Raw genomic sequence first — 20166 nt, 5'->3', positions numbered from 1 at the left:
AGGAATGCCGCCGGTGATCGACCTGCCCACGGCCACCGGGCGGTCGCTGGCGGAGCACGCCCCCACCACCGCAGGGAGGGTGTCCTCATGAGCCCCGCCACTGCTCCGGTATTGGCGGCGGACCTGACCGCCGGGCTACGCCGGCTGAAACTGGCCGCGATGCGCCAACTCGCCCCTGAGTTGCTCATCACCGCCAAGACCCAGCGGTGGAGCCCCGAGGAGGTGCTGCGAGCCCTGGTGGAGGCTGAGGTCGCCGCCCGCGATGCCTCCAACGAGCGAGCCCGGCGCAAGGCCGCCGCCTTCCCGGTGCTCCAGACGATCGAGGAGTTCGACCTGGGCGCCTCGGCGATCCCGGCACCGACGTGGGCCTACCTGAGCAGCCTGGAGTGGGTGGGGGCCAAGGAGAACTTAGCGCTGATCGGACCGGCCGGCACAGGTAAGTCCCACACCCTCATCGCCCTGGGGCACGCGGCCGTGGTCGCCGGGCACCGGGTGCGCTACGTCACCGCCGCTGACCTGGTCGATACCCTCTACCGACACCTGGCCGACAACACCGTTGGCAAGGCCATCGAGACGCTGCTACGCAACGACCTGGTGCTGGTCGATGAGATCGGATTCGCCCCGTTGGACGACACCGGGGCCCAGTTGCTCTTCCGGTTCGTGGCCGCCGCTTACGAACGCCGCTCCCTGGGCATCGCCTCCCACCACTCCTTCGAAGACTGGGGACGGTTCTTGCCCGAACACACCACCGCCGTGTCCATGCTCGACCGGCTACTGCACCACGCCACCACCGTGGTCACCAGCGGCCAGTCCTACCTCATGCGACAAGCCCGAGCCCGACAAGGAGGTGAACACCTACCCCACTGATCAACCATGACAGAGGGTGGGGACTTCTACTTGGCCAAAACTGGGGACCTGGAACTGGCCCTTGACAGTCTGCGCGTTATGCCTTCGCAGTTCGATTCTCGGCTGATTCATGCTCTCTCAGCGGAGGTATTCGACGGGGCGGGTCGGATGAGCGGTCAAGCCACAGAACGTTGTGAGTACACCGTATATCCTGGAGTCTCGCCAAGCCGCGAGATTGTCGCCGCGATTTCCTTATTGAACGCAACCCTAGACCGTGGATGGCAGATTGCTGATCTGGCCAGTGCTGCGGCGTTGTCAAGCTCTCAGTTGACGCGTTTGTTTCGTACCCAGATCGGCGTCTCAGCGGCGGCGTTGCTTCGCCAGCTTCGCGCAGGTTCTCGCAACCACAAGACTTGAGGTTGCAGAGGCTGTGGCGGCGGTGGGATGGACTGATCCTGCAGTTGCGTCGCGGGCATTCGACCAGCGAAATGGAGTAGCTCGCTGAGTTTTTGCGGCCTTTTACCGCAGTGGAAGCACGAACTTACCTCGGCTTGGCGAATCGTTGCGTTATTGCACGACAGCCACGATCAGGGCAATGCCGAAAAGGATGAGGAAGCCTCCAGCTATCTTCGTGAGCCAGGGCACGACGCGTGCCAACCGGGCGAGGGCTCTGCGGGATCCGAGGGCGACCGCAATGATGACATCCCAGACGAGCACAATGGTGAACATCCAGGTCCCGTATGCAACGAGTGTGAGTGGTGCTGCCCCAGCGAGCGCAGTGGCGAGGCTGAGATAGAAGAGCGCGTTCTTGGGGTTGAGCAGGCCAGAAGCGATCCCGAGACCGAAGTTCTTCACCCAAGTGGCCTGCTCGATAGTCATGTCGTCATCGTGACTGAGCCGGGGCGTTGATCTCATAAACGCGATTCCGATGAACACCAGAAAGGCACCGCCAGCCAGTTGAATCACGACGAGCACGGTCGGGTGCGAGATGATCGAGATCCCTGAGAATGCTGCCGCGATGAAGATCCCGTTCGCGGCGGCGATGCCCAGGCACGCGCCGGTGGCGTTTCGCCAACCGCTGGTCATTGCGGTGCGGGCGATGAGAAAGAAATCTACCCCGGGAATGAGCAGCGCCAGAAAGTGTGCGAGAGCCACTGCGGCAAACTGCTCCATACTTCCCCTCCGATCTTGACGGTGAACTCGTCAAGTCTCGGCGACGGTGAGGGGTGGTGTCTTGTACGTTCGTGCGGCTGCGGCTTACGTTGCGGAACGGTATTGGCCCGGTGGGGCGGCGACGTGGGCACGAAACACGCGGTGAAAATGGCTCTGGTCGGTGAAGCCCAGAGTGTGGGCGGTATCGGCGAGAGCATGCCCGTCACGGAGCATGTGCCGCGCTTCGATAATGCGGGCGTTTTGTCTCCACGCCAACGGTGCCAACCCGGTAGCGCGTTTCACCGAGCGGATCAGCTGGTGCCGCGACATCCCAACCAGAGCCGCCAGGTTGTCGAGGCTCGGGTTGGATTCGTCATATCGTAGGCGCTCCATCACCGGGTGTAGACGCTCACGAAGGTCGGGGTCAGCGTCGCTGGTCACCACATGGTCCGGTGCTGCAGCTGAGAGGTCACGCAACAGCATACGAAAATCAGTTTCGAGACGTTCTCGGCTCTCGTCCTCGAAGATGCGGCTGTTCCATGCGCTGAGCCTCGCGTGCAGGTTCGGGTGGCGCAGGACGGTGATGCTAGAAAATAGTGCCTGTGCAGATCCGTCGGGCGCGAGGTCTGTTGCCCAGCCCTGATCCATGTGGATCATTTGATAGACCCACCGACCACCATAAGGGTTGCACTGATGCACCTGGTCGGCTGCGATGACAATCACATCACCCGGGCGCAGGTGTACGCTGCCGCCGAGCGGGCCAGCGAACACCGAGGTACCCGAATCGATGAGCCCGATCGAGAACGTGTCATGCGTGTGTGGGCGGTAGCAGGAATTCTCCTGAGAGGAGCGTCTCGCCTCGACGTGTGGGATCGTCGTGCTGCGCGCGAACTCCGTCTCCAGTACTTCCTCGGTTTGCATCGCTCAGTCTCGTATCGACCTGAGGCCGCGGGACACGATGCGCGTGGTTTCGGGGGTGGGGCTTTCTTGAAGCCACCGATCAGCGAACTGCCCGACCCATTCGGGCTGGGTTTTCGAGGCATCATTGATCCAGTTCGCGACAGAGTCTTGCACATAGCGTGACGTGTCACTGCGTAAGGGTTCGAGGATCTGTAACCCCAGCTCAGGGTCGTGTTTGAGGGCGGCGATATGTTTGGCCCACACTCCTCGCGGGCATAGCGCTTCGCTCGTGAACCGGCGGATGCGTTCTGAATCTGTACCTGTCCAAACAGAAAGCACCGTGATGCTCTCGATGAGGTGCGCTGTGAGCGTGGGCCTGGCCGTCATCCACGCCCATTCCCGAACCGCGAAATGCTGATCATCGGCTGCTGGCCGTAACACTGGCAGCAAGGTTTCGGCGGTTTGGAAGATCGGGCCAGCAGCAACCGCGAAACATGCCCACCCACGCACCGTGTCTGAGCGGTGCGTAGCTCAGCGATCCGGGTCTGCAGTACCAAGATGATTGTGCAGTGCCTCGCCGATGGGTTGCATCCTCGCCAAAATTCCCTGGCTTTGCGTCGCACGTGCAGCGTCATGCAAACGTTCAGGAGCGTCAGGGAGCACATTGCGCAGCAACACCCCTGATCGATCGCTAATGCTTCGGTGGGCGTGCTCGTTGCAATACTCCCAGCCTGTAACTGCTGCAACCGTTCGGGCACAAACCCTGCAACCGTTCTAGGACGACTCATGACCCCCCTTCGTTGGTGCTCCTGATCTCAGGTTGTGCCGTAGCTGTTCCAGACTCGAGATAATGTCTTGCGGCGTCGCAACCTTGTCCGCGATCTGGCGCAACCACTCCTTGTATACGGGTACGAGTTCTTTCACAACAGCGACCCCAGCCTCCGTGAGCTTGATGTTGTGCGAACGGCGGTCTCCTGGCGCGGCCATGCGCACGACAAAGTCACTTTTGACCAGCCCTTCAAGAAGACCAGTGACCGTTGCGCGAGTCACCCCAAGCCGCTCGGCGATCCACCCGGGACTCGCGTCATCACGCTCGCTGACCGCGAGCAACACTGCGAACCTTCCCTCGGAAAGCCCATGCCGCGCCAGCAGGTGGGCGCATGCGTCATCGATGCGCCGCGCCGCAGACAGCACCGCCATCACGACTTGAGCAGACTCATCGTGATCAACGTGAGCCAGCAAAAAGTCGTGTTTGACGACCACACCCTTATTCATTAAGTGCCATACTATCAGGCAGCTAACTAGCCCTCTTTGTGCGGAAAAGGACATCCCAAGCTTTGCTGGCATCGGTTCACGAAGTCTGATCGCTCAGCGTGAGGAGTGTGTTCTTCTCGCCACGATGGAAGCGCGCGTAGATGCTCGGCGAGACCCCGTACCGCTGCTTAAACGACCGGGAGGCAAGCGTACTGGCACCCCAGCCTGCGCGTGCCGCAGCCTCGCTCACCGAAAGGTCCGTCGTGGCAAGAAGCTCAGCCAGCCGATCCGCCCGAAGCTGACGAAGAAAAGTCCCGGGAGCGACACCCACATGCGAGCGGAAAAGCCGGGTCAACTGTGACGATGACAGGGCAATCTCCCGAGCGAGTTCATCGACGCGCCAGGGGTGATTCAGATTTGCCTGTAGCAGGGCGACTGCCATGGTCACTTCTCGTCTTGGGAACGCCCCGATACGATCGGTGCTGCCTGAGGCAACGCCGGTCAGTTTTCCTACCGCATCGAACACCTCCGAGGCTCCTGCGAGCACGGTAAAGTCGCTCGTAGTAGTCTCAGGTTTGTGTGCGAGGCGGAGCAGGCTGGGAGTGAGTTCAAGCAACGCTCCCGGCGAGAGTCGCAACGTTCCGAGCTCAGAATTCTTGTGGAGAGCACGGTGCAGATGGTGTACCAGAGGGTGTGCTGCAGACAGCCACCGCACCTGATCGGCTAGAAATCCGGGATGAATGTAGAAAGTCACTGTTCGCATATGTTCTGCTGGAAACCCGCGACACTCAATACCATTTGGAATCGTCAAAATACTGCCCGCGCCCAATAGCTCCTCACCTGTTGGAGTGTGCAGGCGTCCCCATCCTGAGAGCACGAACACGACCTTCACCGCAGCCACACGCAACGGGCCGGACGGAACCTGCGCTGTCTGATCCCGCACTAACACTGGCAGCCCGCCTGACCCAAACAAATTCACTTCATTTTCACCAGAGGTCGTTGGTGTTCCGACCACTTGGTGCTCCGAGCGCAATGTGACCTGTCGGCTGCCAGGTTGTGTCCGCGTCGCGGTGAGTGACGACGATCTTCGTGCATGGGAGCGCGCGGATCGTTTCGGCGATCTTCGCTTCCGTGGCGGTATCGAGGGCGGAGGTCGCCTCGTCGAGGATGAGGATCGGTGCCTGTTTAAGGAGGGCTCGGGCGATCGCGACTCGTTGGCGTTCACCGCCTGACAGTGCGTTTCCGTGGTGGCCTACTGATTGCTGAATCCCGAGCGGTGATTGCTCGATGACTTGACCGAGTGCGGCTTGTTTTGCCGCATGGATGATCTCTTCATCGGTGGCCGATGGGTCGCCGAGACGGATGTTGTCGGCCAGTGTTCCGTCGAACACGACAGGATCCTGCGGCACATAGCCGATCCGTTGCGCGAGGTCTTCGTATCGCATGTCTGTGAGGTCGACCCCGCCGAGTTCGATACGCCCATTGTCAGGATCGTCGAACCGCATCAGCAGGGAAAGCAGGGTGCTCTTGCCGCTTCCGGTCGGACCAGTGATGATCGTCGTAGAGCCCTCGGGCACCTCGGTAGAGATCCCTTTCAGCACGGTGATGTGCGAGACATCATTCACTGTCATCGCATGGCCGACGCTCTGGACAGATTTGGTCGGCTCGGGTAAGACCGGGGCCGAGAGCACCGCGCGATACCGGTTGATCGTGGTACGCAATTCGTTGATCGAGACCCCCGCCAGGGCGAGAGCATCCAAAGGTGCAGATGCACGGGCGGTGAGGATGATGAGCGCCAGTGCCGTAGCCGGGTCATCAATGGCTGTCGACGCGATGAAGAGGAGGACACCAGCAAGCGGCAGAATGCTCGCGAGACTAGAAACGAAGGTCGCGGGAGTCGATACACGGTTCGTACGCGCGAGCGCAGCCTCTTCCGAGTCCCATCTGTCTTCCAGGCGCGCCACGGCTCGGTCTGGCCCTGCGGCGGTCCGCAGCAGTTCGAGGTGATCGATGAATTCCAGGGATGCCTCGGTGGTGGCCTGCTCGACAGTGTTTCGGCCTGCGTCTGCACGGCTGAGGGCTCGTTGAGCGAGTAGTTGTGCGAGGAACGCGATGATGACAAGCCCGGCCACCAGAAGCATGGTGAGGGGGCCAGCGACGATCGCGATACCGACAAGCAAGAGAAGCGGGATGAGCGGCGAGAGAATGAACGTCTGCAGCTGATGGGCGGGAACGCTCATCAGGGCGGGGATTGATTGTCCGGCGACCGTGCCGACAAGAGTTCGGTTCTTCTCGGTGAACCACGAGAGTTTGGCGTGGGAGAAGGCCGCGCCAACTCCTTGGAAGAGATCTCCGGCCAGCCTTGCCCCGGTGAGGTAGCCGCTGCGCGAGACGAGCACGGTGATAAACAGGGCGACGGCCGCAGTCGCGATCACCATTCCCGGTGGCTGGTGCTTTGCGATCGCAAGGGCGAGCACGGTGTAGGCCGTCGCCTCGGCCAGCGCGACGAGTGCCCAGCCAAGTGATATGAGTACCAGTCTGCGGCGAGCCGCTGCAGGAAGGGTCTGGGTGTGCTGCGTGTTCATCGGGTTCCTCCGGCTACCGTGACCGAGTTGCCGGTGAGCTTGAGCTGTGCTGTGGCGCCCTCGGCCAGTCCATGATCGTGGGTGACAATCAAGAGCGTCTTCGATTCCTCCATGACGAATGTGTGTAGCTCGCTGACGAGCCGCCCGCTCGTGTCCTTATCCAGCGCGCTGGTGGGTTCATCGAGCAGGATCACACGGGCATCGGTGAGGAACGCGCGGGCGAGTCCGACTCGTTGACGTTCACCGCCCGACAGGGTGGTCGTCGCGGTATCCAGGGGGAGGTCGAGTTGCGCACGTCGAAGCGCGGTGCTGATCTCATCATCGGTGGCCTCTGGGGTCGAGAGCGCGATATTTTCGCGGATCGTCCCGGAGAGCACATCCCCACCTTGTGGAATGAGTAACACCGAGTCGGGTGACGTCTTCTCGCTGTTCGTCTCCCTGTGGGGGTACCGGATCACGCCGCTTTCGAGCGTTTCCAGCCCGGCAATAGTACGTAGCAGCGTGGTCTTGCCGCTGCCACTGGGGCCGGTTATCGCGGTGACTAATCCTGGTGAGAATGTGTGGGAAAGACTGTGGATGAGTGTGCGGTCGTCCTGACCGATCCGCACGTCGACGAGTTCAAGTCCAGGGTCGTCACTGTGATCGGTTGATCCCGTGACGGTCGGTTCGCGGAGTACCGCTGCGATGCGTTCGGCCGCGGCGCTGCCCGCTCGTACATAGTCCAGGCCATGCCCAAGGCGCAGCGCCGGGGTGACCACGGCGAGCCCGAACAGCAGCATGGCGGCGAGCACTGCCGGCTCTTGGTCGTAGCCGATGGCGTAGGCGATCGCATAGGTTGCGACGGCCTGGAGCAGCGCCACCGCTACGGAAGAGAGTGTCGCGACCCGTCGCACCCAGGCGACCATGTTCTCGGTGAACCGGCGTGCTGCGTCGGCATAGTTGGCGGTTGCCCCGGCCTGTGCGCTGTAAATGCGGGACACGCGAATGCCGCGTGCGTAGTCGTCGACAGCGGTCCTGATGTCCGTCATCACACGGACCGTTTCGGTTCCGTGTTTCGCTGAGCTTCGCGGCACGATGAACAGATAGTAGGCTGCGGCCAGCAGGCCAGGGATCAGCGCAATCAGGGTAAGGGGACCCGCCACTGCGACCAGCAGAGTTACTGTCGCGAGGGGCACCACCGCAAGGGTCGCGATTTCCGCGGGCAGATGTGCGACGGTGTGGTGTAGCGCGGCAATGTCTTCGCCTACCAGACGACGCAGCGCGTCAGCGCCATACCGTGAGACCGTGCTCATCGGCATGTGCGCGAGATGGCGAGCGGTATCGCGCCGTAGCCGTGCGGAGAATCTTGCCTCCCCGTGATGTGCGAGCCACGACGAGACGGACAGGAGCAGGCCTCCAATGAGCCAGCAGACACACGCCGAAATCGCATGCGTCAGTGTCACCGCAGCGACGACCTGCACGGTGAACCATAAGGCTCCGACCATCGTGAGGCCACCAAGCGCGGCGGCGGTAACCGCTGCTGTAAGCACAGGGATCGCGGGGCGCAGTGCGGCCGCAATGGGTGAGGCCGGTGCGGCCGCAGGGTCATTGTTGAGTGCGGGCACTATTCGGTGCCTCCTTCCTTGATCGGAGTTTCCTTGTTCCGATGCCGGTCTCGTCCGAGCGGCACCACCTGCGGGGTTCCTGCGACGGGATCAGGAACGACGAGACAGCGCAGACCGAACACCTGCTCGACCAGGTCGGAGGTCAGTACCTCAGCCGGTGGGCCCTCGGCGACGACACCTCCGTCCTTCATCGCGACGAGATGCGTTGCGTAGCGGGCAGCCTGGTTGAGGTCGTGAAGAACGGCGACAAGGGTGTGCCCGGCAAGGTGGAGGTCGGTGAATAGTTCCATCAGCTCGATCTGATGGGTCAGGTCAAGGAACGTCGTCGGCTCGTCCAGCAACAGGATTTCGGTCTGCTGTGCCAGCGCCATCGCGACCCAGACTCGCTGTCGTTGCCCGCCGGAGAGTTCGTCGACGAGCCGGTCTGAGAGTTCATGGATGCCAGTTGCTGCCATCGCGGTAGAGACCGCCTGCTCATCGTCCGGTGTCCACTGTCGGATCAGTTTCTGGTACGGATACCGGCCGCGAGCGACCAGATCAGCGACTCTGATCCCATCGGGAGCGAGCGAGGTCTGCGGTAGCAGTCCCAACTTGCGCGCAACCTCTTTGGCCTTGTAGGAATGGATGTCTTGTCCGTCAAGTACCACCCGCCCTGATCCTGGTTTCAGGAGCCTGGATAGCCCGCGCAGAAGGGTCGACTTGCCGCATGCATTCGGCCCGACGATCACGGTGAAAGACTCATCGGGAATCGACACCGACAGGTTCTCGTTGATGACGCGCTTGTCATAGCCGATCGTGGCATTCACCGTCCACAGTCGACTTGTCGGTACGGTCAACTCGGCGGTGTTAGCAGTGGCGAGGGGGTGAGTGTCCACTCGTGTCATATGCTTCTCCTTGTTTCACGAATAAGGAGCCAGATTAGGTAGAGACCACCCAGGCTCACGGTGATGAGGCCAACCGGAACAGGCCGGTAGACCTGCGCGATCACGAGCGACAGCAACTGCGCGAGAGACAAGAGCGCGGCTCCCATGAACGCGGACGCAGCCACGGTTACCCCGGGTGTCCGTGTCAATCGCCTCGCGAGCTGTGGCGCGGACAGTGCGACGAACCCGATCGGACCGGCAGCAGCTGTCACCAACGCGGTCGTCGCAACTCCCAGGATCAGCAGCAGCGGGCGAGCAACGGAAGCGTTCACCCCCTGAGCGAGTGCCGCGTCGTCACCAAGTTCCAGTTGTCGCAGAGCGGGAGCCAACATCGTCACTCCGATGAAGACAATCAGGCCCCCGATGATGACGGGGACAAGCGAGTGCCATCCGACGCGACTGAGCGACCCGGCCGCCCAGAAACCGACGCTCATCGCATCGGTGATCTCGGCGCGAGTGATGAGGTACGCGTTGATCGATCCCAGCATCGCGGAAACTCCGATGCCGACGATGATGAGGCGGAAACCCTGCACGCCTCCTCGATAGGAGAGCAGATACACCACGATTGCGGTGAGCAGCCCGCCGACCAGAGCTGCTGCGGCGATGTACCAGTACTGATTCGCGCCGATGACAAGGATTGTGAGCACCACGGCCGTGTACGATCCTGCGTCGAAGCCGATTACATCCGGAGATCCCAGGGGGTTGCGGGTCAGCGATTGGAAGATTGCACCGCCGATCCCCAGTAGCGCTCCGAACAGGATTGCCGCGATCGCGATGGGCAGACGCCATTCCGTCACGATCAGGCGATGGAAGTCATCGCCCTGGCCGAAGAGCGACTGGACAACCTGGGCAGTTGTCAGTGGATAGTCACCGATTCCGAGGGACATCACCGCAACGGTCACCGCAACTACGGCGAGGATCGAGTTGATCGCAATGCTCCGTGCGCTGAATCTCAGCGCGACGGCGCGCTGAGTACGGATTGTGCGGTTCCGGTAACCGAAATCGATCTGTCGTGGGATTTGAATAGTGGATTTCATAGCCCGGATGCCTTTCGCCGGCGCACAAGTGCGATGAGGACGGGGGCACCGATGAGTGCGGTGAGCACGCCGGCCTCGATCTCGCCGGGGCGGGTGATCACTCGTCCCAGCACGTCTGCGATGAGCACGATGGAGGGTGCCGCGAGGGCGGTGTAGGCGATGATCCATCGCTGGTCGGGTCCGGTGAACCAGCGCACGATGTGCGGGACCATGAGACCTACGAACGCGATACCTCCGGTGAGCGCTGTTCCGCCACCTGCGAGGAGCGTCACGGCAATGATCCCCAAAATACGAGTGCGGGTGACGCTTGCTCCGAGTGCGGTCGCTTGGTCGTCTCCCAGCGCGACCGCGTTCAAGGAGCTGCTGATCAGTGCGGCTAACAGGATTCCTACCGCCAGAAACGGGGCAACCGAAGCGGTGTCATCGAGTGAGGCGCGCGAGAGGGAACCCAACCCCCAAGCCCGGAAGGAACGGAACGTCTCCTGATCCATCAGTGTCAGAAACGTTGAGAAAGCTGAGAGGACAGCGGCAAGTGCGATGCCTGCGAGCACGAGTGTGACGGGAGATGAGGCGCCTCGTCCCGCTGACCCGATCAGGTAGACGAGCACCGTGGCAAGGATCGCACCGATGAACGAAAACCAGATGTACCCGGTGATTCCTCCGACTCCGAACAACGTCACGCCAACGACAATGGCGAACCCCGCTCCGGCATTTACGCCGAGAATACCGGGATCGGCAAGCGGGTTGCGTGTGATCGCCTGGATGAGCGCGCCCGAAACACCGAATGCCACACCAGCAGCAATCCCCACAACCGTGCGAGGTACTCGTAATGTCCAGACAATGGAGCTTGCCTCGGAGCTATCTGGGGAGAGTACGACCCGCCAGATCTCGCTGATGGGTAACGGGTTCGCGCCGAATGACAGGCTTGCTGCCAGAACCACCACAAGCAACGCGAGCAGCACAATCACACCCGATATTCGACGGTTGCTTGTTGGGAGGTGCCCTTCTCCCAGCGCACTGCACGCCTCGCGCGCACCTACTAACGAAACAGTCATGACCGATCTTTCGTGTTGTTCAGCTATCGCGGCACCACGGACTGCTAGACCCGTGGTGCCGCGATAGTCCGTGACCCGAGTTAGAACACGTCCGCAATCTGGGGAACGACGCGTTCGACCGCCCAAGCATTGCCGATGGGTCCGCCGCTGGTGATTGCCCACAAGAGATCGCCGCCGTCGTCAGTTTTCGGCGGCAGCTGGACAAACTGACCGGACGATACCGCTCCCAGGTTTTGGAACAGGTCGCGACCTGTCAACTCCTGCATTTCGGCTTCGCTCGCGGCTGCGCTCTGTCCAAGGATGAGGACGTCGGCGTCAATCTTCGATAGAAGTTCATCACTAACCTTGGTATCCGTCACGAATTCCGTGGCGTTCGGGTTCTCGCTGAAACCGAGGTCGGCCAGGAATGCAGCGGGCGCGGAGCCAGGCTGTGAGAAGTACTGCAGTCCGTTTGTTGGGCCGTAGTAGATCGCCCAGGTCGCGGTGAGCCCGTCGAACTCGGGATGATCTGCACGCACTTGCGCGAAGCGTTCATCGTGTTCCGCAATGACAGCTTCGGCCGCGCCGCTAAGGTCTAGCGTCTCACCTAGGACGCGGATCGAGTCCTGCCAGGGAATGGTGCGTTGAGACGATTCCGGGCTTGTCACCACCGGGGCTATCTTGGAGAGTTGCTGGTAGTAGTCACGCAGTTCGCCGTAACCGGGCACCCAGCCTACGGTGACGATGAGGTCGGGGTTGCTCGCTGCGATGGCCTCGATGGGGATGTCTTCGCCCATCATGAACTCGTAGGTGTCCAGCTCGGCTGACCCATGCTCTTCGAGGTAGCCGCCCTCGCTTACGAAGTTCGAGGTCAACACAGGCGTGACCCCTAAGGAAAGCAGCAACTCGGTGTCGATCGCGTTCGGGACGATCGCTGCGATCCGCTCAGGGCGCTCCTCGAGGATCGTCTCTCCGTACGGTGATTCGAGCGTCAGAGGGTAACTGGTCTTGCCTTCAGCGGCAGGGAGCAGGCTTGATTCGCTTGCGCCGGGCTCTTCAGGACTGTCGTTGGAGTCCGGGCTCGTGGAGCAGCCCGCGATGAGCAGTATTGTCGCGAGGCTCGCCCCGATACTGGCAGCGACGCGGGAGCGTCTGGTCTTCTTCATTCGTGTTTGCCTTTCTATAGTTCAGATTGTTCATTGATGAGAGGGATGGTCATGAAGTCTTCGTTAGGACATCGGCGATGAGAGGAACGAGATAATCTGCGGCCCATTCCTGCCCGATTGGTCCGCCTACCGTGACCGTCCAGAGCAGATCTCGGTCGTCTTCGGTCTTCGGAGCCAACCGGACGAGATGCCTAGACGTGACAGCGCCCAGATTCATGAAGAGGGTGTTTTCGGTGACAAGCTCGTGCATTTCTTCATCGCTCGCGTTCACGGTCTGGCCCAGCAAGAGAACATCCGCATCGATTTGGGTCAGCAGTTCACTGCTGACCCACGGGTCGCCTACGAACTGATTAGCCTTCGGATTCGGAATGAACCCAAGCTCGCTGAGAAAGAGTTCTGTCCCCGATCCCGATGGAGACATATAGCGGAGGCTATTTGCGGCCCCGAAGTGGAGAACCCAGCTAGTGGTGAGACCCGCAAATTCCGGGTGTTCCTTTCGTATCTCGGCGAAATGTTCTTGGTGATGTGCGATAACTTGTGTTGCTGCGTCTTCGAGGTCGAGCGTCGATCCAAGGAGGCGAATAGAGTCTTGCCAAGGGATGAGCTGTTGCGACGACGTGTCGGGACTGGTCAGTACTGGGGCGATTGACGTCAATCGGTCGTAGTAGTCGCCAAGGTTGACGCCACTCAACCCGTCTGTCCATCCCACCGCCACGATGAGGTCAGGGTGGCTGGCGGCGATGGTTTCTATCGGAAGGTCTTCACCGGACACGAACTCGTAGGTTTCAATTTCTGCTGCCCCATGATCGTCGAGATAACCGCCTTCACTCACGAGACTTGACGTGAGAATGGGGGTCACGCCGAGGGCGAGAAGCAGCTCAGTGTCGATCGCTGTCGGGGCGACCGCTGCAATGCGTTCAGGCCGTTCCGGAAGAACAGTCTCACCGAACGGTGATTCGAGCGTCAGCGGATAGCTTGTAGTCTGCTCGGCCGCTGGCAGTAAAGATGCTTGCTCAGGGTGTCTTGTTGCATTATCGGATTCGGGCTTTGCCGAGCAGCTTGCAGCGAACAAGGAAATGGTGAGAACAACACAGATGCTGCTGAGGATGCGAGAAGGCTTAGCTTGCGAACGGCTCATGGTTTCCCTATCTGAATTGAGGATCGCTGCGTCCGGGCGACCGGGCTGAGGAAGATCGAAACGAAGAGAACGAGGAGGGGAATGACGAGCGCGCCACGCAGTCCGGCACGTTCGCCGACAAATCCGAGAAGGGGTGGAGCAACCAGGAACGCGATATATCCAATGACGGTCACGAAAGCAACACGCGTTGCCGAGTTCTCTCCCGATGCCCCAGCCGAGGAGATCGCTACAGGGAACCCCAGAGACGCGCCCAGACCCCACAACACAACTGCAACCCCCGCCACGACTGAATTGTCAACGAAAGCAACAAGCGAGATTCCAACAACGGCACTCAGAGCGCTCGCTCCGAGCACCCAGGCACGCCCGAATCGTTGAACAACCGGTCCTCCCAAGAACCGTCCTAGCGTCATCGCCGCGGCGAAGACCGCGAAGACCGTCGAACTGAGTGCTGGATTCAGACCATGCCCATCGACCATGATCAGGGGAAGCCAGTCGTTCGCCGTGCCCTCAGCGAACGCCATTGCGAGAACGATGACTCCGATGAGCCAAAGAGAGGAGTCGCGCCATACTGCTCGCTCAGAACGATAGGCCGGTGTATTTGGTTTCTGTCGGCGACCGGTTGCGGGCGGTAAGAAGCGTATGCAAACTAGCAGGATCACAATGCCGGACAGTCCGATCGTCATCAGATGCGTGACAACTGAGAAATCCGCGGCGGTAGCCACAATTCCGAGTGCCGCACCGATAAGGGTGCCCAAGCTAAACGAACCATGTAACGCTGGCAGGAACGGTCTGCCAGAGATGGCTTCGACATCTGCGCCCTCAACGTTCAGTGCAATCTCGCTACCGCCCATGCTCAGACCGAACAACGCCAATGCCGCGATGACGAATCCGTCGATCTGGGCTGCCGCGCCAAGACCTATGAGGGGCACGCTCACGGCTACACCCAACGTGCCGAATGCGATCAGTGGCTTTGCGCCAAGTCGAGCCAACAGCGGCCCTGAACAGAGAATCCCCGCCATCGCCCCTAGTGATAGACCAAAGATCACGATACCCATCTGCGCGGTTGAGGCTCCGAGCAAATCGCGAATCGCTGGTGTGCGCGTGACCCAGGCCGACATTGCCAGACCCGGCAATAGAAACAATGCACAAAGCGCCAAGCGGCGTGCCGCGAGGGTGGTTGACATTGACTGCCTTTCTTTATTGCTGGTGTGCCCGAGAACCACTGAGCGGGTGGGATAGGTCGTGGGTGAGGGATGCAGGTTCCCTTCGCCTCACTGGCCGACGAGTCCGGCCGCGCCCCGCTTCCAGTAGCCCGTGAAATCGATGTCGGACTTTGGGACACCGCGTTCTTTGACCAAGAAGCGGCGCATCTTTTGCACTTCGGCCTGTTCGCCAGCGAGCCAAGCAAACGGCTCATTGTCGTGCCAGTTCACGCCTCGTATCGCGTTGAGCAGCGGGTGCCGCGTGCCAGTGTGGCGAGGAATCCAGGAGATCTCGATTCCCTCAGGGGCAGTGAGTTCTTGTCGGTGATCGTCTTCCGCAACATCGATGAGAACCTGACCGCGCGCATCGCACGGTAGTTCTTCGAGGAGCCGTGCAATAGCGGGAATCGCTGTATCGTCACCTGCCACAAGGAACCAGTCGCAACCGGCAGGCAGGCTCTGCGTCTTGCCCGGACCCACGATATGGATCGGGTCACCAGGTCGTGCCCGCCGAGCCCAATCGGCCGCAACCCCGTGCCCATGCAGCACGAAATCAACATCCAGCTCACGCGATTCCGAGTCGTAACGTCGCACCGAGTACGCCCGTGCGATGGGGCGCCTCCCTTCCGCGAACGTTACGCGGCCATTTTCGATCACAGGCAAGACCGGCTCACTCTCACCTGGATAGGGAAACAGCAAACGAATATCGTCATCGAACCCCGGTGAGGTGAAAGCTGGTTGCAGATCTCCCCCTGGCGAGGTGAACTCACCCAACTGGCTCCCCGTCAGCGTGATCCGCTTCATCCCCGAAGTCACGTCCACAACGCGGCCTACAGCAAGTTCACGCAGCGCTACTGGAACCAAGCGCAACGTACGTGCAGACACACTCATAGACAATCTCCTTACAGCGACAGAACGGACCACCCCCACAAGCATCGGCACACATGGGCTCACTAAGTAAGTGTACCCTTACTTAGGTCGGATGATTTATCCGTAAGCGCAGAGTTCGCATACTCTGATGCTGATGCCTGACTAGTGAACAAAGGATCATGCTCGTGCTGTTCGACCCACCACCGGTGCCTACCTCCCAAGCAGTGTCTGTGCACAACACACGTGACCCCTCCCTCTTATGGGTGCACGCGGGAACCGCAGAGGTTCGCGCAGCGCAACAGGAGTACCTACTCTCCTCCGGGCAGGGCATATGGTTGCCTGCCGGTATCCCCTACACCGTGGAGGTGGGCGCTGACTCAGTCGCATTCCCGATCTTCCCAGCCGCAGGAACCCGCGCGCCGAACCTCGACCGACCCCAGCGCATCAATCTCTCAAACAGCTGGTCCGAGTGGCTCATCTACCAGTTCGCGCGGAGTATCGGCTACCTTCGGGGCGCAACCTCCGACACCAGCCTCCTCGATCTGGTTGCCGGGTCTCGCTACGCGACACCTAAGGAAGAAGCGCGGCCTATAGAGCAGGTGCCACTGCCTCCGATGCCCCGCTCACCTGAAGCCCTGACGGTCGCGCACTCGCTGCTCCAGAGACCCGATGATCCCTCCGAGACGACAGACCACGCACGAGCGGTCAATATCAGCGTTCGGACTTTGCAACTGCAGTTTCTGCAAGAGACAGGACTTCCATTCATACGGTGGCGCACTGCTGTACGTGTTGCGGCCTCAGCCGCCCTGATGGATGCTGGCCACGAGATCGGCCAAGCAGGCAGGCAGGTCGGCTTCTCCACTCCCGCTGGATTCACGAGAGCATTCCACACACAAACTGGAATGACCCCCCGCCAGTACAAGAAGGCGCGGCCTGTCATTCCCCGTCACGATGACACCCTTGCCACCGACTTCAGCGAATTGATGCTGCCTCAACTGCAACCTGAGGCGGCTCCACCTGAGGCTTCACCGCCGTCCGTCCCGGCAACGCAGACCTGGAATCGGATCAACGATTTCCACGTCCTGGTATGGCTCTACCGCGGTGCCGCGCGAGTAATGGTCGGTGAGCGCACTCGACGACTCCGACGCGGCGACGCTATCTGGCTTCCCGCAGGCGTTCGCAACAGCATTACACTTTCGCGCGGCTCGCTGCTACTCCCTCTCGGATCACGCCACGGCACACCGGAAACGCGACTTCCTCGCAACCTCGTCCAGCGATTTCCAGATGAGGCTGAGCTCTACCTGCTGCACACTTTCGTCGCCAATTACAGCCTTGTTCGCCCTACGTCGCACGACCCGAACCGGATCACGCACTCATTTCTCAAGCATGCCACGAGGACGCGAGCCGGAGCAGCCGAAGACTTGGCGGGAGTTACGCCCGTTTACAAGATCATCCGCGCGGTGCGCAACAATCCAGCGGATCGACGAACTCTCACACGATGGGCGCAAGTACTCAATGCCGACGCAAGAGACCTCGGCCGCGCTTTCCTCGCGACCACAGGGCAGAGTTATGTGGCCTGGCGATCGGAGGTACGCATGACCGAAGCACGCCGCTATCTTGAAGAAGGGGTTGGTGTGGCGCAGGCGGCTCGTCGGCTTGGCTACGCACATCCATCAGCATTTACCACGGTCTTCACCCGAGCCCACGACATGTCCCCGCGTGAATATCAACGCAATGGTTGGCAACACACTGATGAGCCCCTGATCATCCGCTAGAACCGTCACCGGAACGACTTTGGTGATGCCCAGCCGACCCGCGCCATGGAGTAGGACCACCCCAAACTGTGCGCACCTTACCCCTGACAACATTTCCGCAAGAAAGCCTAAGACGCTGCCTACTGCACGGTTTCATGCACCGAGATCTGCGGCCGAGGATCTTTCAGGTCATCACCTCACAGTGAGTGAAGCGACACTGTTTATTGCCCACTGTAAAGCCTGTTTCTGAGCACGCTTGGGAGAGTCGTCCATGATGAGAGCGGCCAGTTGCGGGACGATGTGTGGCCAGGCTGCGAGCCCGATTATTCCAAACAGGATCGGTGCGGCTTCCTTCGTCTCGATGTTCAGACGTTGTGCCAAGGAAGTGACTTTATCCTGGTAGTACACCGATCTGGAATCACTCTCCGGTTCGACGGTGTCGGGTTCGAGTGCTTCCCATTGCAACAGGCGCAACAGGTCCGGATGCTTGGCATGGTAAGCATTGACTGCTTGTAGATACGCGGAGAGGAACTCTCCTGGCGGCAAGTCTCCTTTGGGATACGGGACAATTCCGAGCAGAGAATCCAGTGCGTCAGATAACACGGCATGGAACATGCCTTGTTTGCTGCCGAAATATGCGTAGATACGTTGCTTATTCACACCGGAATTCGCGGCGATTCTATCCGTACGAGCTCCGGCAAGTCCGTGCTTCGCGAACTCCTCACGGCCCGCCTCAAGGAGCGCTCGTTTGGTGTTTTCTGGTCCAGCCATGTCCCCAGCGTAGAAGCTCCACCACTGAGAAGCAACCAACCAGATAGTTGCCCAACTAACCAGTTGGTTGTAGCGTGATGTGTATGCCCACCTCCCGACCAATCATTTCTGACGCGCCACCCATGCCTGCCACCCGACCAAAAATTTTGGATCGAGCGCCTCTCTCGATCACGTTCTTTGTAGTACTTGCCCTGGTGGTGCTCTCACAGCTCTACGGTGCGCTCGTGCTCGGTCCGGCTTCGGCCCTCGACCTCGGTGCTGATCCGGGCACCTCGGAATTGGTGCAGTCCCTATTCGGGGTTGCCTATGCGATTGGTTTCCTCGTCTGGGGGCCAGCGGTCGATCGTTATGGTGCGACAAGGTGCTTTCTGATCGGCCTGACCGTACTGCTTGCAGCCACTGTCTTCGTGGCTTGTGCCCCGAGCATGTCTTGGCTTCTCGGTGGCAGGATCGTGCAAGGTGCCGCCGCGGCAAGCTTCGCCCCATCGGTTTTCGCATACTTCGGTGCACGCCTGCCGACCGCTGTCCGCTTAATCGCCGTGACCGTACTGACCAGTTCTTTTCTTGCTGCCGCGGTGCTTGCGCAGGTCCTCGCGCAGCTCGTCGTGTTAGCGGGCTCATGGCGCTGGTTCTTCATCCTCAGCGCGATCACCCTGACTTTAGGGCTGGTGCTTGCCATGCGTGGTCTGCGGCCTACTCCCGGCAGCGCAGAAACTGGTCAGAACGCCACGAGGATACTTGCAGGCCTTTTGGGCAGGTTGCGCATTGTCTTACTGTTAATCGCAACGCTGGCGATCCTTGGCCCATTCATCGCGCTCTACGCAGCCCTCGGGCACACCGGTCACTACCCGGACAGCGAGCTCCTGATGCTGCGCCTCAGTGCACTGCCCGCTCTGATCTGGGCTGGAGCCGCTTCACCCTGGCTTACTCGAATCCGCCCAAGTACACGCATGATTACCGCATTTACCGGCGCAGCGCTTGCAAGCACCCTGCTTGTTTTCACCGGGCACAGCGTCCTGGGCGCAGGATTCGGCATGCTCCTCCTTGCCACCTGCGTGTCGGTGCTCGCCCCGGCAACAATCCAAACCCTCACCGGCATGTCCCCAGAACATTACGGCAGTGTCACAGCGCTCTACACCTTCGCACTCTTCCTCGGCGCCAGCCTTGCAGCTCTGCCAATCCCGGTGCTTGCAACATTGGCCCAAGTATCAACTACTGGGCTCGTGCAGGTCACGGCACTCATCGCAATCCCCATTTTCTTACTCGCCCTCACATTCACGATTTTCGGGTCTCGAACCCCACAGCAGCCTCAATAAATCCCTGAAAGGAACACCATGTCAGAACATCTTCTCCCTACCCTCAGAATCCCTGAAACGTTCACCGAGGTCACGACTCGGCAAGAACACCAAGGCACAACCCCGGTCACCGTAACCCGCCACCATCCAGGCACTGACCCGAAGTACGGGGGCGAACACGTAACCACCGTCTTTGGAGACGACCGCATCCTCTACGGCTACACCCGCCAAATCAGCGGTTTCGAACCTGACGCGATCCCGACAACTGGAGAAGCCCACCACACGGCATTCGAATTCCTGCGCAGCATCGATTCAGGCTTCACTGAAGGACTCACTGTGCAGTGGATCGACCGACATGACGAAACCATAAGAGGCGAAGACGAAGCGCCAACACTTGTCTCTGGGATGAAGGTCAAAACCCGTCATAGCTTAGGCCTCTATACCTGGGTCATTGTTGGTGCCGGTAACCAGATCGTCACTTACGAACGCGATATCGAGTGGAACAGCGGACACTCGCGCCGCAACACAGCAATGTGGTTGCATGACGCCTGGATCACTGCCCGAGACAACGGCGGTGATGAAATCGGCGGTCTATACGCACCTCTGAACGCGTAATTTTGGCCAAGGAGTGAGTC

The 20166-nt window shown here is 60.4% G+C and carries 20 protein-coding genes; 5 read left to right on the top strand and 15 right to left on the bottom strand.

Features of this window, described 5'->3' with window-relative positions; all coding sequences use genetic code 11:
- The first annotated feature begins 87 nt into the window (after positions 1-87).
- Complete coding sequence (istB, locus tag ACT3S6_RS14150; protein WP_096157928.1) at positions 88-867, top strand: IS21-like element helper ATPase IstB; 780 nt, start codon at positions 88-90, stop codon at positions 865-867.
- A gap of 6 nt (positions 868-873) precedes the next feature.
- Positions 874-1263 carry an AraC family transcriptional regulator gene (locus ACT3S6_RS14145; RefSeq protein ID WP_101584957.1) on the top strand — a complete coding sequence of 130 codons (390 nt, stop codon included), beginning with the start codon at positions 874-876 and terminating at the stop codon, positions 1261-1263.
- A 150-nt stretch (positions 1264-1413) separates the two neighbouring features.
- On the opposite strand, the gene ACT3S6_RS14140 is transcribed toward ACT3S6_RS14145, so the two are convergent.
- The 14 genes from ACT3S6_RS14140 to ACT3S6_RS14075 all read right to left on the bottom strand — a co-directional run bounded on the left by ACT3S6_RS14140 (position 1414) and on the right by ACT3S6_RS14075 (position 15732).
- Entirely contained in the window at positions 1414-2019 is a 606-nt protein-coding gene (locus ACT3S6_RS14140) for a LysE family translocator (protein WP_087053555.1), read from the bottom strand.
- An 84-nt stretch (positions 2020-2103) separates the two neighbouring features.
- Positions 2104-2919: an AraC family transcriptional regulator gene (locus ACT3S6_RS14135; protein ID WP_087053556.1), complete on the bottom strand. Its 816-nt coding sequence runs from the start codon at positions 2917-2919 to the stop codon at positions 2104-2106.
- Positions 2920-2922: 3 nt separating this feature from the next.
- The gene (locus ACT3S6_RS14130) at positions 2923-3285 is read right to left on the bottom strand and encodes a DNA alkylation repair protein (protein WP_205676911.1); all 363 of its coding nucleotides are present in this window, start codon (positions 3283-3285) and stop codon (positions 2923-2925) included.
- 387 nt (positions 3286-3672) lie between these two features.
- Positions 3673-4173 carry a MarR family winged helix-turn-helix transcriptional regulator gene (locus ACT3S6_RS14125; RefSeq protein WP_164513769.1) on the bottom strand — a complete coding sequence of 167 codons (501 nt, stop codon included), beginning with the start codon at positions 4171-4173 and terminating at the stop codon, positions 3673-3675.
- Positions 4174-4249: 76 nt separating this feature from the next.
- A complete protein-coding gene (locus tag ACT3S6_RS14120) occupies positions 4250-5167 on the bottom strand; it encodes an AraC family transcriptional regulator (RefSeq protein WP_006822430.1) in 918 nt (305 codons plus the stop codon).
- Complete coding sequence (locus ACT3S6_RS14115) at positions 5139-6737, bottom strand: ABC transporter ATP-binding protein (protein ID WP_087053560.1); 1599 nt, start codon at positions 6735-6737, stop codon at positions 5139-5141. The genes ACT3S6_RS14120 and ACT3S6_RS14115 overlap by 29 nt, the downstream gene beginning before the upstream one ends.
- Positions 6734-8341, bottom strand: a complete 1608-nt coding sequence (locus ACT3S6_RS14110; RefSeq protein ID WP_006822428.1) for an ATP-binding cassette domain-containing protein — start codon at positions 8339-8341, stop codon at positions 6734-6736. The genes ACT3S6_RS14115 and ACT3S6_RS14110 overlap by 4 nt, the downstream gene beginning before the upstream one ends.
- On the bottom strand, positions 8341-9225 hold the full coding sequence (locus ACT3S6_RS14105) for an ABC transporter ATP-binding protein (protein WP_006822427.1): 885 nt from the start codon (positions 9223-9225) through the stop codon (positions 8341-8343). The genes ACT3S6_RS14110 and ACT3S6_RS14105 overlap by 1 nt, the downstream gene beginning before the upstream one ends.
- Positions 9222-10301, bottom strand: a complete 1080-nt coding sequence (locus ACT3S6_RS14100; protein ID WP_006822426.1) for a FecCD family ABC transporter permease — start codon at positions 10299-10301, stop codon at positions 9222-9224. Before ACT3S6_RS14100 ends, ACT3S6_RS14105 begins: the two co-directional genes overlap by 4 nt.
- Positions 10298-11269: a FecCD family ABC transporter permease gene (locus ACT3S6_RS14095; RefSeq protein WP_249268444.1), complete on the bottom strand. Its 972-nt coding sequence runs from the start codon at positions 11267-11269 to the stop codon at positions 10298-10300. The genes ACT3S6_RS14100 and ACT3S6_RS14095 overlap by 4 nt, the downstream gene beginning before the upstream one ends.
- A gap of 167 nt (positions 11270-11436) precedes the next feature.
- Positions 11437-12501, bottom strand: a complete 1065-nt coding sequence (locus ACT3S6_RS14090) for an ABC transporter substrate-binding protein (protein ID WP_006822424.1) — start codon at positions 12499-12501, stop codon at positions 11437-11439.
- Between the two features lie 49 nt (positions 12502-12550).
- Positions 12551-13639 carry an ABC transporter substrate-binding protein gene (locus ACT3S6_RS14085; protein ID WP_006822423.1) on the bottom strand — a complete coding sequence of 363 codons (1089 nt, stop codon included), beginning with the start codon at positions 13637-13639 and terminating at the stop codon, positions 12551-12553.
- Positions 13636-14823: an MFS transporter gene (locus tag ACT3S6_RS14080; RefSeq protein ID WP_443359430.1), complete on the bottom strand. Its 1188-nt coding sequence runs from the start codon at positions 14821-14823 to the stop codon at positions 13636-13638. Before ACT3S6_RS14080 ends, ACT3S6_RS14085 begins: the two co-directional genes overlap by 4 nt.
- Positions 14824-14910: 87 nt before the next feature.
- The gene (locus tag ACT3S6_RS14075; RefSeq protein ID WP_444555477.1) at positions 14911-15732 is read right to left on the bottom strand and encodes a siderophore-interacting protein; all 822 of its coding nucleotides are present in this window, start codon (positions 15730-15732) and stop codon (positions 14911-14913) included.
- A gap of 158 nt (positions 15733-15890) precedes the next feature.
- On the opposite strand from ACT3S6_RS14075, the gene ACT3S6_RS14070 reads away from it, so the two are divergent.
- Positions 15891-17486 (top strand): helix-turn-helix domain-containing protein, encoded by a 1596-nt coding sequence (locus tag ACT3S6_RS14070; RefSeq protein ID WP_006822420.1) that lies wholly within the window; start codon positions 15891-15893, stop codon positions 17484-17486.
- A 171-nt stretch (positions 17487-17657) separates the two neighbouring features.
- Here the strand turns inward: ACT3S6_RS14070 and ACT3S6_RS14065 are convergent, their stop codons facing one another.
- Positions 17658-18236 carry a TetR/AcrR family transcriptional regulator gene (locus ACT3S6_RS14065; protein WP_087053563.1) on the bottom strand — a complete coding sequence of 193 codons (579 nt, stop codon included), beginning with the start codon at positions 18234-18236 and terminating at the stop codon, positions 17658-17660.
- A gap of 83 nt (positions 18237-18319) precedes the next feature.
- Between ACT3S6_RS14065 and ACT3S6_RS14060 the strand changes: the two genes are divergently transcribed.
- Together ACT3S6_RS14060 and ACT3S6_RS14055 are read left to right on the top strand one after the other, a co-directional pair.
- On the top strand, positions 18320-19552 hold the full coding sequence (locus ACT3S6_RS14060) for an MFS transporter (RefSeq protein WP_006822418.1): 1233 nt from the start codon (positions 18320-18322) through the stop codon (positions 19550-19552).
- An 18-nt stretch (positions 19553-19570) separates the two neighbouring features.
- Positions 19571-20146 (top strand): hypothetical protein, encoded by a 576-nt coding sequence (locus ACT3S6_RS14055; RefSeq protein WP_006822417.1) that lies wholly within the window; start codon positions 19571-19573, stop codon positions 20144-20146.
- Positions 20147-20166 lie beyond the last annotated feature (20 nt).

The sequence above is a fragment of the Arthrobacter sp. AOP36-C1-22 genome (assembly GCF_052377515.1).
Classification (GTDB): Bacteria; Actinomycetota; Actinomycetes; order Actinomycetales; family Micrococcaceae; genus Arthrobacter_H.
Note: the sequence above shows the minus strand (reverse complement) of the source record. Positions and strands in the feature narration are given on the sequence as shown.

Coding starts and splice junctions, on each gene's coding strand:
- istB (WP_096157928.1), top strand. CDS start 88: ATGAGCCCCGCCACTGCTCCGGTATTGGCGGCGGACCTGACCGCCGGG.
- ACT3S6_RS14145 (WP_101584957.1), top strand. CDS start 874: ATGACAGAGGGTGGGGACTTCTACTTGGCCAAAACTGGGGACCTGGAA.
- ACT3S6_RS14140 (WP_087053555.1), bottom strand. CDS start 2,019: ATGGAGCAGTTTGCCGCAGTGGCTCTCGCACACTTTCTGGCGCTGCTC.
- ACT3S6_RS14135 (WP_087053556.1), bottom strand. CDS start 2,919: ATGCAAACCGAGGAAGTACTGGAGACGGAGTTCGCGCGCAGCACGACG.
- ACT3S6_RS14130 (WP_205676911.1), bottom strand. CDS start 3,285: ATGACGGCCAGGCCCACGCTCACAGCGCACCTCATCGAGAGCATCACG.
- ACT3S6_RS14125 (WP_164513769.1), bottom strand. CDS start 4,173: ATGAATAAGGGTGTGGTCGTCAAACACGACTTTTTGCTGGCTCACGTT.
- ACT3S6_RS14115 (WP_087053560.1), bottom strand. CDS start 6,737: ATGAACACGCAGCACACCCAGACCCTTCCTGCAGCGGCTCGCCGCAGA.
- ACT3S6_RS14105 (WP_006822427.1), bottom strand. CDS start 9,225: ATGACACGAGTGGACACTCACCCCCTCGCCACTGCTAACACCGCCGAG.
- ACT3S6_RS14100 (WP_006822426.1), bottom strand. CDS start 10,301: ATGAAATCCACTATTCAAATCCCACGACAGATCGATTTCGGTTACCGG.
- ACT3S6_RS14090 (WP_006822424.1), bottom strand. CDS start 12,501: ATGAAGAAGACCAGACGCTCCCGCGTCGCTGCCAGTATCGGGGCGAGC.
- ACT3S6_RS14085 (WP_006822423.1), bottom strand. CDS start 13,639: ATGAGCCGTTCGCAAGCTAAGCCTTCTCGCATCCTCAGCAGCATCTGT.
- ACT3S6_RS14080 (WP_443359430.1), bottom strand. CDS start 14,823: ATGTCAACCACCCTCGCGGCACGCCGCTTGGCGCTTTGTGCATTGTTT.
- ACT3S6_RS14075 (WP_444555477.1), bottom strand. CDS start 15,732: ATGAGTGTGTCTGCACGTACGTTGCGCTTGGTTCCAGTAGCGCTGCGT.
- ACT3S6_RS14070 (WP_006822420.1), top strand. CDS start 15,891: ATGCTCGTGCTGTTCGACCCACCACCGGTGCCTACCTCCCAAGCAGTG.
- ACT3S6_RS14065 (WP_087053563.1), bottom strand. CDS start 18,236: ATGGCTGGACCAGAAAACACCAAACGAGCGCTCCTTGAGGCGGGCCGT.
- ACT3S6_RS14060 (WP_006822418.1), top strand. CDS start 18,320: ATGCCCACCTCCCGACCAATCATTTCTGACGCGCCACCCATGCCTGCC.
- ACT3S6_RS14055 (WP_006822417.1), top strand. CDS start 19,571: ATGTCAGAACATCTTCTCCCTACCCTCAGAATCCCTGAAACGTTCACC.